Annotated in this window: 16 protein-coding genes; 10 read left to right on the forward strand and 6 right to left on the reverse strand. The window is 61.3% G+C overall.

The genetic code is table 11. The features are described 5' to 3' along the window. Nucleotides 1-253: 253 nt before the first annotated feature. Nucleotides 254-559 (reverse strand): hypothetical protein, encoded by a 306-nt coding sequence (locus EOW68_RS17805; RefSeq protein WP_128226502.1) that lies wholly within the window; start codon nucleotides 557-559, stop codon nucleotides 254-256. 112 nt (nucleotides 560-671) lie between these two features. On the opposite strand from EOW68_RS17805, the gene EOW68_RS17810 reads away from it, so the two are divergent. After that, nucleotides 672-1,121 carry a phosphate-starvation-inducible PsiE family protein gene (locus EOW68_RS17810; RefSeq protein WP_431359049.1) on the forward strand — a complete coding sequence of 150 codons (450 nt, stop codon included), beginning with the start codon at nucleotides 672-674 and terminating at the stop codon, nucleotides 1,119-1,121. A 179-nt stretch (nucleotides 1,122-1,300) separates the two neighbouring features. After that, a complete protein-coding gene (locus EOW68_RS17815; protein ID WP_128226503.1) occupies nucleotides 1,301-1,762 on the forward strand; it encodes an NUDIX domain-containing protein in 462 nt (153 codons plus the stop codon). Between the two features lie 99 nt (nucleotides 1,763-1,861). Here the strand turns inward: EOW68_RS17815 and EOW68_RS17820 are convergent, their stop codons facing one another. Continuing rightward, nucleotides 1,862-4,138 carry an ATP-dependent DNA helicase gene (locus EOW68_RS17820; RefSeq protein ID WP_128226504.1) on the reverse strand — a complete coding sequence of 759 codons (2,277 nt, stop codon included), beginning with the start codon at nucleotides 4,136-4,138 and terminating at the stop codon, nucleotides 1,862-1,864. A gap of 321 nt (nucleotides 4,139-4,459) precedes the next feature. Here EOW68_RS17820 and EOW68_RS17825 point away from each other — a divergent pair, with 321 nt between their 5' ends. From EOW68_RS17825 to EOW68_RS19030, 3 genes are read left to right on the forward strand one after another with little or no spacing between them, the layout of a single operon-like run. After that, nucleotides 4,460-4,723: an AbrB/MazE/SpoVT family DNA-binding domain-containing protein gene (locus EOW68_RS17825; protein ID WP_128226505.1), complete on the forward strand. Its 264-nt coding sequence runs from the start codon at nucleotides 4,460-4,462 to the stop codon at nucleotides 4,721-4,723. After that, complete coding sequence (locus EOW68_RS19025; RefSeq protein ID WP_431359048.1) at nucleotides 4,720-4,974, forward strand: PIN domain-containing protein; 255 nt, start codon at nucleotides 4,720-4,722, stop codon at nucleotides 4,972-4,974. The genes EOW68_RS17825 and EOW68_RS19025 overlap by 4 nt, the downstream gene beginning before the upstream one ends. Continuing rightward, nucleotides 4,902-5,135, forward strand: coding sequence for a PIN domain-containing protein (locus EOW68_RS19030; RefSeq protein ID WP_431359050.1), 234 nt, complete (start codon nucleotides 4,902-4,904; stop codon nucleotides 5,133-5,135). The genes EOW68_RS19025 and EOW68_RS19030 overlap by 73 nt, the downstream gene beginning before the upstream one ends. Before the next feature lie 97 nt (nucleotides 5,136-5,232). Here the strand turns inward: EOW68_RS19030 and gpmI are convergent, their stop codons facing one another. Then, nucleotides 5,233-6,789 (reverse strand): 2,3-bisphosphoglycerate-independent phosphoglycerate mutase, encoded by a 1,557-nt coding sequence (gene gpmI / locus EOW68_RS17835; protein WP_128226506.1) that lies wholly within the window; start codon nucleotides 6,787-6,789, stop codon nucleotides 5,233-5,235. Between the two features lie 309 nt (nucleotides 6,790-7,098). Between gpmI and EOW68_RS17840 the strand changes: the two genes are divergently transcribed. The 3 genes from EOW68_RS17840 (at nucleotide 7,099) to EOW68_RS17850 (ending at nucleotide 9,390) form a co-directional block, all read left to right on the forward strand. Beyond that, complete coding sequence (locus EOW68_RS17840) at nucleotides 7,099-8,205, forward strand: glutamate-cysteine ligase family protein (protein WP_128226507.1); 1,107 nt, start codon at nucleotides 7,099-7,101, stop codon at nucleotides 8,203-8,205. 1 nt (nucleotide 8,206) lies between these two features. After that, entirely contained in the window at nucleotides 8,207-8,917 is a 711-nt protein-coding gene (locus tag EOW68_RS17845; protein WP_128226508.1) for a type 1 glutamine amidotransferase, read from the forward strand. Nucleotides 8,918-9,003: 86 nt separating this feature from the next. Next, nucleotides 9,004-9,390, forward strand: a complete 387-nt coding sequence (locus EOW68_RS17850) for a DUF7522 family protein (protein ID WP_128226509.1) — start codon at nucleotides 9,004-9,006, stop codon at nucleotides 9,388-9,390. Here EOW68_RS17850 and EOW68_RS17855 read toward each other — a convergent pair whose 3' ends face one another. Then, complete coding sequence (locus tag EOW68_RS17855; protein ID WP_128226510.1) at nucleotides 9,391-9,972, reverse strand: NADPH-dependent FMN reductase; 582 nt, start codon at nucleotides 9,970-9,972, stop codon at nucleotides 9,391-9,393. A gap of 79 nt (nucleotides 9,973-10,051) precedes the next feature. Between EOW68_RS17855 and tmk the strand changes: the two genes are divergently transcribed. Next, nucleotides 10,052-10,636, forward strand: a complete 585-nt coding sequence (tmk, locus tag EOW68_RS17860) for a dTMP kinase (protein ID WP_128226511.1) — start codon at nucleotides 10,052-10,054, stop codon at nucleotides 10,634-10,636. Nucleotides 10,637-10,657: 21 nt separating this feature from the next. Here the strand turns inward: tmk and EOW68_RS17865 are convergent, their stop codons facing one another. Continuing rightward, a complete protein-coding gene (locus tag EOW68_RS17865) occupies nucleotides 10,658-12,079 on the reverse strand; it encodes an aldehyde dehydrogenase family protein (RefSeq protein WP_128226512.1) in 1,422 nt (473 codons plus the stop codon). A 353-nt stretch (nucleotides 12,080-12,432) separates the two neighbouring features. Further along, the gene (gene gfcR / locus EOW68_RS17870) at nucleotides 12,433-13,065 is read right to left on the reverse strand and encodes a transcriptional regulator GfcR (RefSeq protein ID WP_128226513.1); all 633 of its coding nucleotides are present in this window, start codon (nucleotides 13,063-13,065) and stop codon (nucleotides 12,433-12,435) included. 319 nt (nucleotides 13,066-13,384) lie between these two features. Here gfcR and sufB point away from each other — a divergent pair. Next, nucleotides 13,385-14,274 (forward strand): Fe-S cluster assembly protein SufB (sufB, locus tag EOW68_RS17875; RefSeq protein ID WP_128226514.1); only part of this gene is annotated, 890 nt, incomplete at its 3' end.

A 14,274-nucleotide genomic window follows, 5' to 3' on the forward strand; every position in this document is an offset into this window, starting at 1 on the left:
ACCACGGTGGACAGGCTCAAGTACCGTAGGGGTTGGATTGCGTCGTGCCGTCACTCCATCCCGTGTTGCAGGGGTAGGGGTAGTGTAAGCACCGTGCGGTGCGTGTCGGCGGGGAGGACTCCAAGTGGTTCCCGGATTGATTTCGGCGCTTGAGTTGGCTTGGTGTTCGACCCCAGCGGCGATAAATCCGTGGGGGGCGGAGTGAAAGTGGACGCGATTCACGCCCGGCGTGAACGGCGGGATTCTTTCGCTGTCATAGATAGCTCTCGACTGCGACCAGATACACCGCGCCGGGAACGCCCAGTATGACGCCCCAGAGCAAAAATCCCGAGAGAGTAAGTTGATACTGCAACTCTGCACGCGAGACAGTTCGGATACCGATCATCCCTCCGGTCAGCACTGCCCACGTCACCACGGGCAGGCCAAAGACGGTGAACAGATCCTGTTCTAACCTCGCAACCCTGTCGACGAGGCCCGGCCAGCAGACAAGCCCCAGACCGAACCACACGACGCTTCTCCACAGTTCTTCCCGTACGATACGCCGTTGTTCCGGATCCATACCGCATCGTTTTTTTCGTACCTGGTTACATTGCGTTTCCACGTTTCTAAGCCAGAGCTCCGGCGAAAGTTAGTAGATATATGAATTCAGCGTTCCTGACACATACATGATGATCAGTTTGGACCCCGCTCGGGCGACAGAGCCCTCGGCCGTTGCGATGCAATGGCTCGTTCTCGCAGTTGCCTATTTCACCCTCGGACTCTTTCTCATCGGAGTCTTCGATCTGTTGCTCGGGCTGTGGGAACTCATAACGAGTGGGACGTTCACCGATCCGGCAGCCGTCGTCGGACTTCTCAACAGTGTCCTCCTGTTGTTGATTATCGTCGAGGTCCACCGGACGTTGATCGCGTACGCTCGTGACGAGCCAGTCGTGCGAATCGTGGTCGGTGCTGCGATCATCGCAGTTGCCCGTGAAATAATTGGCTTCCGCATCGGGGAATTCGAAACGATTACTGATGGGCTGATCGCTGCCGGCGGATTCGGCATTCTGCTGGTCGGGCTCGGGGTCGCGTACTTTGTGGTCCGCTACACAGAGAGCCAACTGGAGTACAGTGATTCCTGACCTTGTCCGATTGCGCTCAGAAGACCAGTTGCCAGTACTAGCCAACTGGTCTGCAGAAGCTCTGTCTCGCTCGCTGCTGTGAAATCAGATACGCAAACTAGCACGAATCGAGTGCTGCTACTGGTGGCTGTCCGACACTGACGAGAAACCGAAAAGTACCGGCCGCCACGACACGCTGTATGGAGACAGAGTACAGTCGTGTCCCGGACGAACTGTTCGGCGAGTTTCTCGAACGGATGCCACAGATCTGTGTCGAACTCGTCGTCGAAACCGATGCTGGTGTCCTCCTCTGCAAGCGGGAGACGAAACCGCGTGTCTGGTTCTGGCCGGGGTCGAGACTCTACAAGGGCGAACAGCTCGATACGGCCGCCAACCGCGTCGCAGCCGACGAACTCGGCATCGCCGTCCGGCTACAGGAGCAACTCGGGGTCCACTCTCACTTCTGGGACGACACCGAGACACCCGAAGGAGTGAGCCGTCACACGGTCAACGTCGTCTACCGCGCGGTCCCCGACGGCGAGTTCGAGATCGAACTGGACGACCAACACTCCGAGTTCCGGTTTCTCACCGAACCCGAACCCGGGCTCCACGAATACGTCCGGGAGTATCTCGACACGTACGACCTGCTGGAAGGGGCCTAATACTGGTGGCTGTCCGACACTGAAGAATTTCGACCCCACGTGGTGTCGAATATCTGTCCGAATGGACAGCCACCAGTATAACAGTCAGTTAGCGACCGCTCACGGCGTCGGCGGCTTACCGTCCCAGGCGTCGAGATCCGTATAGAAGTTCAGGAGTCCGAACTTCAGCTTCTCCGGCTCGACATCGATCACCTCTGCCCGCTCTTCGGGTGGGAAAGTGCCACGCACGGCGTAGTCGGCCATCTCTTTCTCCCCGCGCTCGGTGTACCGGGCGTCGAGCAGGACTCGCGCACCGAAATCCTCGGGCGAGCGGACGACCCGGCCGAGCGCCTGTCGAGTCTTCCTGACGGTCGGGATCTCGACGGCGTACCGCCAGCCGGCATCCCCCTCGCCCCGGCGGGTGCGTTCCACGCGCTCGTCCTCGCCGAAGGTCGTGTTGTAGGCGTCCTGCACCGCCTCCATTCGTTCGTCCAGATGTGGGTACGGGACACCGACGACGACGACAGTCCGGGCGTCGTCACCGTCGTAGCTCACCCCCTCTCCGAGCGTCCCCCACAGCGAGGTGAACAGGACGCCGTCGCCGTCCTCGGCGAAGCGCTGGCGCAACTCCTTCGCCGAACTGCCGGGCTCGTCGAGATACGGTGTACCGACGTCGACTCGCTCGCAGTACCGTTCTGCTTCGGCGTAACTCGGGAAAAAGAGCAGCGTGTTTCCCGGGGTGAAACGGATCGTCTCTTCGAGCGTTTCGGTGATCGTCTGCTGGACGGGTTCCTCGTCGCGCTTGCTCGCAAACAGTGCGGGGCCATCGACGGCGTAGGTGCGCCGACGCTCCTCGGGGAACTGCGCACCGTAGGCCATCTGCTCGGGATCTTCGAGCCCGAGCACGTCCTCGGTCACGTCGAACGGCCGGAGCGTCGCACTCATCAACACACTCGCGTGCAGGTCGTCGAACAGCTCCCGTGTCACCTCGCTCGGGATACAGGTGTACAGCTCCGCTCGACCGTAGATATCGTCCGCTTTGGCGTCTGTCCCAGTCGTCTCCACCGTGTCGGAGAGTGAGCCAGTCGCCTCCTCTGTTTCCGACTGCTCGCCGTCGCTGCCGCGCTCGGACCGGCGGACGCTCACGACCGGGTAGGTGCCGGTGTGTGCGCTCTCGGCCAGCCAGGCCTCGATGAACTCGGCGGCCTGGCGGCTCTGGCACTCCTTGCGGACGCTCGTCTCGCCGTTTTTGTACTGCTTCTCGTAGCGCTGGTCGAGTTCCGTTCCGAGTTCGACCGCCCTGTCGAGTTCGGTCTCGTAGCCCGGCCCGGCGTACGCCTGCAGGAAGGCGAGTGTCAGATCGTCACGTTTCTCGGTGTTGTCGATCGCCAGGTCGTACCAGTTCTCGTCGACGCGCTGGCGCTCGCCAAAGTCGAAGGCATCGTTGTAGGCTGCCCGCAACGCCGTCAGGAAGGTCTCGATAACGTTTGCCGCATTCTCTGCCCGTGGATCGTCGACACCCGATAGCTCGTCGAGTGCGCTCTGGAGGGTGTTCTCGGTCAGCGTCCGGCGGGCGTGATCCCGGGCGGCGTTCTCGATGTTGTGGGCCTCGTCGAAGATTGCGATGACGTCCTCGGGATCGCGGCCCAGCCAGCGGAAAAACTGCTCGCGGATCATCGGATCGAGCAGGTGGTGATAGTTGCAGACCACGAGATCCACGTCTTCGATCCCCTCCTTGAGGAGTTCGTAGCCACAGAGCCCGCGCTCGTGGGCGTATTCGTAGATTTCGTCGGGGGTGCGGACGTCCTCGTAGAGCCACGCGAAGAAGTCGGTCGTATCGACGGTCAGATTCCGGTAGTAGTGATCGCAGGTCGCACGATCCGAGAAGTCGGCGAGTTCCTCCTCGACGGATTCGAGTTCGTCCATCACGCTGGCTCTCGCTTCGGCCGCGCCGCCGTCGCCGCCCTGGCTGCTATCGAGTAGCTCTCGCTGTTTGCGTTCCAACTCTGCCTGTTCTTCCTCGGTGTCGACGAGATCGCGGGTCGTATCCCGCAACGCCTGGCACTCCTCGTAGCCGACGTCGATGTGACACATCGACCCCTTGCCGCGGAAGACGACCGCGCGGATGTCCTCCGTCTGGGCGATGGCGCTGGCGTCCCGGCGGAACTGGCGCATCTGCTGGTGGACGTTCGTCGTGATGACGACCGTCTTGTCGGTCTCGCGGGCGTATTCGAGTGCGGGCGTCAGCGAGGCGAGCGTCTTGCCCGTCCCCGTCGCCCCCTCGAAGAGGATATCCGACGGTTCGTCGAGGGCGTCGTAGATTTTCGCCATCGCCTCCCGCTGGTGGTCGTATGGCTCGTCGTAGGGAAAGTAGCGGAGATACGACACCTGTGACACGGGGGAGTGTATGTCGTTATAGAATAAAACGCTGGTCCCTCTGTTGTCGATGCGGGAAATTTTGCCGATCGGACTCCTAGATCGTCCTACATGACGCACAACACGCCCCACGACAAGGATCTGCGCTGGTGTGCACACTGCGAGATGAACGTCGAACCGTCTCCCGGCGATGCCGGTCCCGAATGCCCCTCCTGCGGTGGGGAACTGTGACGAGTCCGCTGGTGCCTATTCCGGCAACGACTTGCCAGTCATCGCGTCGGTGCCCGGTGAGGATACGTATCGACCGGAAGACTCAAACACGACCGTAAGGAATTCTTACGTATGAGCGCTGACAAACCTGAAGTGACAACAGTCACTTCGAAAGGGCAGGTCACGATACCGAGTCGTCTTCGGGAGGAGTTCGGTCTCGAACAGGGGACGAAACTGATGGTCGTTCCGACCGATTACGGTCTCGTACTGAAAAAAATCGAGCTTCCGTCGGTCGAGGAGTTCCAGGATCGCGTCGCCGAACGGGCCGAAGATACTGATCTTTCTCCGGACGAGCTCAACCAGTTAGTTCACGAGGCACGCGCGACCGATCCATGAGGGTCGTTCTCGATACGAACGTCCTCATCTCCGGCGTGATCGCGACGGGAACTCCCCACTACGTTCTCGTGGCAGGGTACAACGGTGAGTACCAGATCGTGGTCTCTGTACCGACACTCACAGAGTTTCGCAAAACGTTACAGAAATATCCGGACGGTTCGGTCTGGACGAGGCGGAAATCCAGCAGGAAGTCGAAACACTCCGATACTACGCGGAGTTTGTCGATCCAGACCCAGATTTCAGCGTCGTAGACGCCGACCCCGACGATGACAAGTTCTTCGAAACTGCTGTCGCCGGACACGCCGATCACATCGTCTCCGGCGATCAACACCTTCTCGATGTCGAGTCGTTCAAAGGGATCGATGTCCTGACACCGAGAGAGTTCTACGAGATTTTGACTGGTAGTCACTAACTCTACTGATCGATCAATGTACAGCCCGGTGTACTGTTCGGTGATTTTCTCCCGCTACAGCGTACTGTGAATTACATTCGTGCTTGCTCGTACGTGACTACTTCAGTAATGACTCGCCGGTCATCGCGTCGGGCTGGTCGACATCTATTAGCTTGAGCATCGTCGGGGCGATATCTGCGAGCGTCCCGCCGTCGCGCATCTCCCGGCCACCGTCGGTCCCCTCCGGATCGACGTAGATCACAGGAACGGGATTGGTCGTGTGCGCCGTGTGTGGATTCTCTACGGTCCCCATATCGTCGGCGTTGCCGTGGTCTGCCGTGACGATGACGTGTGCGCCGGCTTCCTGCATCGTATCGAGGAGCCGCGCGAGATTCGTATCGACCGCCTCGACGGCCTCGATCGCGGCGTCCATGTCGCCCGTGTGGCCGACCATATCGGCGTTGGCGTAGTTGAGCACCATCACGTCCGGATCGTCGGCCTCGATGACTTCGATAGCCTTGTCAGTCACGCCCGGTGCGCTCATCTCCGGCTGTTTGTCGTAGGTCGGCACGTCCGGGCTCTGGACGATCTCCCGGCGCTCGCCCTCGAACTCCACCTCCCGGCCGCCGTTCAGGAAGTAGGTGACGTGGGGGTACTTTTCGGTCTCTGCGAGCCGGAGCTGTGTGTGACCGGTCTCCGAGAGCGTCTCACCCAGCGTATCGGCGGGCTGGTTCGGCGGGAAGGCGACCGGCAGCCCGAACTCTGCGTCGTACTGGGTCATCGTCACCATCCGGATATCGGGCTGTGAGAGGTCGTACTCCCAGGTGGGTTCGATATCCATGAGCATCCGGGTCAGCTGTCGGGCGCGATCCGAGCGGAAGTTGGCGAAGATCACGGCGTCGCCGTCTTCGAGCGCTGGGCTGCCCTCGATGATCGTCGGATCGATGAACTCGTCGGTCGTGTCACGGGCGTAGGACTGTTCGGCTGCTGCAACCGCCGACTCTGCGGAGTACTCCGCCTCGCGGTTGACGATCGCATCGTAGGCTCGCTTCGTGCGTTCCCAGTTCTCGTCTCGATCCATCGCGTAGTACCGGCCGGAGACTGTCGCGACCGAGCCCGTCCCGTGTTCTTCGGCGTGGGCTTCGAGCGCTTCGAGGTAGCCCGCGCCACCTTTCGGCGCGGTGTCCCGGCCGTCCGTGAACGCGTGGGTGACCGTCTCCGTACCGCGCTCGGCGGCGAGTTCGATCAGCGCGTGGACGTGTGACTGGTAGGAGTGGACACCACCATCGCTGATGAGTCCGAGCAGATGCACGCGGCCGCCTGTCTCCTCTGCGTGTTCGAACGCCGAGCGAATCGTCTCGTTTTCCGATAGCGGCGGATCCTGTGGCTCGTCGAAGATGCTCTCCTCGCCCCGTGAGCGTGCGATGGCGTCGGAGATCCGGGCCGATTGCTGGATGACGACCCGGCCCGCACCGATGTTCAGGTGACCGACTTCGCTGTTGCCCATCTGGCCCGGCGGGAGGCCGACACGCGGCCCGAAGGTTTCGAGCGTGCTGTCCGCGCCAGTTTCTGTAAGCTGGTCGACTGTGGGTGTCTCGGCCGCAGCGACGGCATCGCGGGCCGATTCGTCCGGGTTGAGTCCCCACCCATCCAGAATAACAAGTCCGACTTTCATACTTCCAATACGAACGCCTCCCTACCATTCTTTTGGTTTGGTATACATGAACAATCGCTGGCAGACCTAACCTACACTATATTCATAGAATATCAGATTTACTTGACTGAATAGCCAATCTCTGACGAGTTACGATCCGTAATTATAGTATTTTAGGACATCCCCATCTGTTTGTACACAAGTATTATCTGTAGCAGAGTCGATCAGAAGCATGTGTGAATAGTTCGCACGGGCGGGCTCCGTGCGTTCGATCCGACCCGTGGGAGGTCGTGAACTGTCTGCAGTGTGGCCAGTAGGATCATCTCAACTGTGCAATCGATCGATACAATCCGACGGAGCATCGAGGTCGAGTACTGGGTGATCGACGACGAGGGGCGACTGGTCGAACCGGACGATCTCGTCGACGCCGCCCCGGGTGCAGAGCGGGAGTTCGTCGAGCCGATGCTCGAAATCAAGACGACGCCCTGCGAGACTGCCGAGCAACTGCGACGGGAGCTGCTGGGCCGCATCGGGGCCGTGCTCGACCGGGCTGACGACCTCGACAGAGGGCTCGTGCCGCTTGCAACACCGCTCAACCACGGCGAGATCGCGGACCTTCCAAGCGACCGCACACGGATCCAGGACGAGATCATCGGTGCGGACTTCGAGTACGTGCGCCACTGTGCGGGGACGCACATCCACGTCGAACAGCAGCCGGGACGGGCGGTCGACCAGCTGAACACGCTGATCGCCCTCGATCCGGCGCTCGCGCTGGTCAACTCCTCGCCGTACTATCGGGGCGAACCGCTGGCCGACGGCGCTCGCTCGCAGCTGTACCGGTGGATGGCCTACGAGGGGCTTGCCCATCAGGGCCGACTGTGGCCGTACATCGACAGTCCTGGGCAGTGGGACCGCCGGCTCGAACGCCGCCACGAGGAGTTCGTCACTGCGGCCCTCGATGCGGGCTTCGACCGCTCGACCATCGAGGCGAACTTCTGCCCCGAGAGTTCGATCTGGACGCCGGTCCAGCTCCGCGAGGAGTTCGGCACCGTCGAGTGGCGCTCCCCGGACACGGCACTTCCCGGACAGACACTCCAGTTGGCGGAGCGTATCGTCGCCGTTATCGAACAGCTTCAGCATGCCGACCTCCAGATCGGCGGGGGGGTTCCCGGTGTCTCCGACGGGACGATCCGTCTCCCGGCATTCGATCGCGTCTGCGAACTGGTCGAAGCAGCGATCGAAGACGGGCTCGCGTCGCCGGCCGTCGAATCCTATCTCGACAGTATGGGCTTCGACACCGACGCCTATCAGCCCCTGTCCAGCCAGGTCGATCAACACCAGGAAATCTCTACCGACGACGCTCGCAGACTCCGGCTCGAATACGCACATCGTCTCGACGAGGACGTCCGCCAGCGCAGCCCAATCAGCGCAGATTAGTATGACAAGCATCCGACTCGCACTGTTGAACGTTGCACAGAAAGAAGACGACACGAGCCGGAATTTCCACCGCGAACTGGACGCGAACCTCGTCGAGTTTCACTGTCCGTCCGGGGAGATTCCCGATAGCTACCAGTTCGACGGCTTCGTCGTCACCGGCTCCTGGGCCTCGGTGTACTGGGACCGGGAGTGGATCGGCCGACTCAAAACCTGGGTCGGCGGTGCCGTCGAGGCCGGGCTTCCGGGACTGGGCATCTGCTATGGCCACCAGCTGCTCGCTGACGTGCTGGGTGGTCGGGTCAGGTCCATGGGGGAGTACGAGATCGGCTACCGAACCGTCGAACAGGACGGGGAGAACCGACTCCTCGACGGGCTCGACGAGGAACTGACCGTCTTTACCACACACTCGGATCACGTCGTCGAAGCCCCACCCGGCGCGACGGTGTTCGCAAAGAACGAGTACGGCATTCACGGCTTCCGGAAGGAGCACATCTTCGCCGTGCAGTTCCACCCCGAGTACGATATGACGACTGCCAGAGCTGTCACGGAGGGAAAAACGGGGCAGCTCCCCGACGAGCGAATCGAGGCCGTCCTCGACGGGATCACCGCCGAGCAGTACGAGGCTGCTTGCCAGGCCAAACAGCTGTTCGACAACTTTCTGGACTACGTCGCGGAGATCCGCGACAGACGGGTCGCGAACCGGCCGATCTGAGCTGCCGGCGAGACGGGGTAGCCGTCTATCCGACCGCGCGAGATGTAGCATCGGAGTTATGTGCGAGGGCCGAGAAACTGCCAGGTATGGACTCACAGCTACTGTCATCGGAGCTCGCCGAGAACATCGTCACCACCGCTCGGACAGCGACAGGCGACAGCCTCCGCTCTGTCAACTACTTCACCCGGTCGGACTTCGATCAGCTGTACCTCCGTGAGGATCTCGAACGCGACGCGGATCTGAACACCTTCGTGGGTCACGAGTGGCGTGGCTATCGGGAGACACAGAACGCCTATCAGGAGTCGGAACTCGGACAGTACAAGTTCACTGTCCGGGCCTTCGAAAACGGCTATCTCCTCCGGATCGCCGAGGATCGCCGCGGCGTGTTGATCACGACCGACGGCCTCTCGATGCAGAGCTACGAGGAGATCGCGGAAGCACTCAAACGACTGCTCCGGAATGCAGGCGACTGATCAGTCGTCAGCGCCGACGTTCTCCTCGCTCTGGAAGGTCGGCGGATCGGGCTGGATGTTCGCATATTCGACGACGCGCTGGCCGAGTATCGCGACGCGCTTCTCGATCTCCTCGTCGACGATCTCGCCGTCGTCGACCTTGTCGGAGGCAGCGGGGATGGCGGCCTGGTGTGGCAGGACCCAGGCGTTGACCGCTCGACAGACCGACCGCAGATGTTCGAGCGTCGTCGTCGGGAACCGCCCCCCGGAGACACCGAGCAGGCCGACGGTGGTCTCCTCGAACTCGTCGAATCCGCAGTAGTCCATCGCGTTTTTCAGCGGTGCAGCGTAGGAGCCGTGGTACATCGGCGAGCCGAGAATGATCGAATCACTCTCTCGCAGTGTTTCCTTGAGCCGGTTGGCATCGCCCGCTTCTCTGTTGTCGGGGTCGAAGACGGGCAGTTCGTACGCCCGGAGGTCGACGAGTTGCGTGCTCCCGCCGAAGGACCCGGCTTCCGCCAGTGCACGTTCGATCGCAGTTCTCGTGTGACTGCCGTCTCGCAGGCTCCCACAGACGCCCACGACGCGGGGTGAGGTAGACATGTCATCTCGTTCGCACGGGCGGGGTTTAGGGGCGACGCTTTCGCTCAACCTTTACAGTCACGCGGGGAAATCTCTCGGTATGCTCATCACCCTCGAAGGCCTCGACGGCAGCGGGAAATCCTCCTGTCACGAGATGCTGCAGGCGGTTGATTTCCCCCACGAGACCGTCTTCACCCGCGAACCGACGACGACGTGGTACGGCGAGGCGGTCCAGCGCTCGATCGCAGACGACGACGCCGACCCGCTGGCCGAACTGTTCCTCTACGTCGCCGACCACGCCGCCCACATCTCCGAGACGGTAGCGCCCGCACTCGACCGCGGCGCGGTCGTCATCTCCGATCGGTACTCCGACTCGCGGTACGCCTACCAGGGTGCGACGCTCTCGGATCGCTTCGAGGACAGCCTCCAGTTCGTCCGCGAGATCCACCAGCCCTGGACACGTCCGCCCGACGCGACGATCTATCTCGACGTCGACCCCGACACTGGTGCGAAACGAAGCGGCGCGACGAACAAATTCGAAACAGCCGACTATCTCGAAGCCGTGCAGGAGAACTACGAACGACTGATCCAGACCGAACCCGAGCGGTTCGTCCGGATCGACGCCACCCAGCCCCAGGAGCAGGTCCAGGCCGAGGTGCTGGAAGCCGTCGAAACACTCCTGTGACGCTGTCCGTGCCGAGCCCTGTTACAAAATAATACTCTTCGTCTCGGTGAACGCCTCGATGGTGTAGCCGATCCCCTCGCGGCCGATGCCGGAGTCGCCGACGCCGCCGAACGGAATGTCGCCGAGTCCGTGGCTCGGACGGCCGTTGATCCGAACGGTGCCGGCCTCGATTTTGTCCGCGACCGTCCGTGCACGGTCGTAGTCGTTCGTGTAGACACAGGCGTCGAGACCGAACTCGTCGGCGTTCGCGAGGTCGATCGCTTCCGACTGGTCCTCGAAGGTGGTGACGGCGACGACGGGGCCGAACTGCTCTTCGTGGACGATCCGGGCGTCCTGTGGGACGTTCGCGAGCAGCGTCGGCTCGAAGAGCCGGCCGTCGCGGTCGCCGCCACGGACGAGCTCTGCACCGCGAGACAGGGCGTCCTCGACGAGGGTTTCGACCCACTCCGCCTGGCTCTCGTCGATCAGTGGACCCATGTTCGTCTCCTCGTCGAAGAGATCGCCGACGACCCAGCCCTCCATCGCGTCGTCGATGCGGTCGACGAGTTCGTCGTGGACCGATTCCTCGGCGAGGACACGACTCACCGCAGAGCAGCGCTGGCCGCCGTACTTGAGTGAGCCTTCCATGCAGCCACCCGCTGCGTTGTCGAGATCGGCATCCTCGAAGACGACTGCCGGCGCGTTGCCACCGAGTTCCATATGTAGCTCGACCATGCCGCTTTCTTTGGCGATGTGTTTGCCAGCGCCCGAGGAACCAGTCAGCGCGATCGCGTCGATCTTGTCGCTACCGGCGAGCGTGTCGCCGATCTCGCTGGAGCGGCCGGGGACGAACTGGAAGGCATCTTCCGGAATACCTGTTTCTTTGACACACGTCGAGAGCACCGCCGCGCTGATCGGTGTCTTCGTCGCCGGTTTGAGGACGACGCTGTTGCCCGCGGCGATCGCCGGCGCGACCTGGAACAGCGTCGTCGAGAGGGGGTAGTTGTACGGGGAGAGCGCGAGCACCGTGCCGACGGGTTCGGGCTGGACGATGGCTTCCCAGCCCTCGTGGCCGTCGGTCGTCCCGCGGAGGTACTCGCCTTGCAGGTCGTGGACCTCCTCGACTGCGCGCTCGACACGCTCGACTGCGGAGTCGACTTCGCCGCGTGCGCTCGCGATCGGTTTGCCGGCCTCGCGGACGATGATCGCCGCGAGTTCGTCCTTGCGGCTCGCAATTTCTTCGGCGAGTGTCTCCAGCCACTCGGCTCGCTCGACGAGTGAACTCTCGCGCATCTCGGTCTGTGCGTCCTGTGCTGCATCGAGTGCTTCCTGTGCGCCGGCCGGATCCGCGGTACCGATCGTCGTGAACGTTCCTCCGACTGCGAGATCCGTCACCACGATCTCGTCGTCAGGATCGAACGCGTCGTCGACCAGTCCCTCTGGAAGGTGTCCTTTGGTGGCCATCTTTCTGTGATTCCTGTACGCCCTCCTACAAAAGTATTTACTCGGAAATAAATTAATTATAATTATTTAAAACCGAAGACGCGAATAATCGGACAAACCTGCACCAGTGGCTGGCAGAATCGTACATCACTGTCGAAAGACCGGCCACAAATTTCAGTGAGAATATTGCAACGGTCACCGGGCTATCCGTCTCGATTCGTACTGATTATTGCGAGTCTGTCCCGCCGGGGGATCTCATCTCCCGCGCAGACGGCCGATGGCCGTCGACGCTCTGGCAACACAAACTGTGAGTGACACGCCGTGACACATCGAGATCCGTGACTCGGTCACGAAAATACCCCCAATACTCAGTATCAGGAATGGTCTTCACCGACGCGGATCACCTGCACGAGCGACCTGACGGGGACGCCGTTGACGTCGTCGACGCCCTGTTTGTCGACGAGGACGATACAGGCGACCGGTTCGCCGCCTTCGGCGCGGATCGCTTCGACGGTTTCGGTCATCGTCGTCCCCGTCGTGATGGTGTCGTCGATGATGTAGCACTTCCGCCCCTCGATCTGGGCGAAGTTCCGGGAGAAAGTGCCGTCGAGATCCTCCATATCGTTGTCGTTCCACTGGTGTTTTCGTGGTGCGTAGGTCCCGAGATTCGTATCGATCTGCTGGGAGACCGTCGTCGCGATCGGGACACCAGCCTTCTCGATACCGATCGTCAGCTCGGCTTCCTCGTCTTCCGGCAGGAGGTCGGCCATCGCGGCGCTGACGTGCCAGAGCCGGTCGGAGCTACTGCCGATGGCGTTCCAGTCGACGTGGATGTCTTCTGGGCCGTCGGCTGGCTGGTCGCGGACCTCTGGGGTCGCCTCGGATCGCTCGATCAGCCAGCTCGCCGTCTCCCGGGAGACGTTGAGTTCGTCCGCGACCTCACCTTTGGAGAGGCCACGTTCGGCGAGCTCGACTGCACTGCGCATCAGGTCGTCTATGTTTTTCATACCTCCCTGTACAGGTGTCATCGTTAATTTCCTTTCGGGGAACTCCAGAGCGATTACGAGACCGATGCAGTCGAGATCGGCAGCCCCGAACTGACGAACCCGTATACGATCTGGGGGATCTCTTCGAGATAGCTAACGGTTGCGACGCGCAACCGACGCAGAACGTTGTCCGATAACGCTGCGGCATAAATCGCGGCTCGCCACACTGGTTTTCTATCATCAAAAATTCTGTACGGGAAATACAAAATCTAGCTTTTAGAATTCGTGAGAATATAACTAGAGTTCAAACTTATGTACGTAGAGATGGAAACATGAGTCAATGAGCTCAGACCAAGACCATCTAGAAGAGACGGACACAGAGAAGCGCTTCGAGTTCAAAAAAGAGGAGAAGTCGGCCTTCGAGGCCGAGAAGGGGCTGACCGAGGAGACGATTCGCCTCATCTCCGAGGACAAAGACGAACCCGAGTGGATGCTCGAGCGACGCCTCCGCGCGCTGGAGCAGTTCCAGCAGATGCCGATGCCAGACGACTGGCCAGCCGCACCGGATCTCTCTGAAGTGGATGTCGACGAAATCGTCCCCTATATCCGCCCGGACATCGAGACCCGCGGCGGGGTCGACGACTGGAACGATCTGCCAGAGGAGATCCAGGACACCTTCGACAAACTGGGTATCCCGGAAGCCGAGAAGAACGCCCTCTCCGGTGTGGGCGCGCAGTACGAGTCCGAGATCGTCTATCAGAACATGCAGGAGCGGTGGGAAGAGAAGGGTGTCATCTTCTGTGACATGGACAAAGCAGTCCAGGAACACCCGGAAATCGTGCGCGAGCACTTCATGACGAAAGCCGTGCCGCCGAGCGACAACAAGTTCGCTGCGCTGCACGGCGCGATCTGGTCCGGCGGCTCGTTCGTCTACGTCCCCGAAGATACTACCGTTGAGATGCCCGTGCAGGCGTACTTCCGGATGAACACCGACGGGATGGGCCAGTTCGAGCACACGCTCATCATCGCCGAAGAGAACTCGGAAGTCCACTACATCGAGGGCTGCTCGGCACCCAAATACTCGGAGTTCAACCTCCACTCCGGTGGTGTGGAAGTCTTCGTGCGCGAAAACGCCCACGTCCAGTACTCGACGGTGCAGAACTGGTCGAAGAATACGTACAACCTCAACACGAAACGCGCCATCGCCGAGGCTGACGCCACGATGGAGTG

Source organism: Halovenus amylolytica (assembly GCA_004015825.1).
Lineage (GTDB): Archaea > Halobacteriota > Halobacteria > Halobacteriales > Haloarculaceae > Halovenus > Halovenus amylolytica.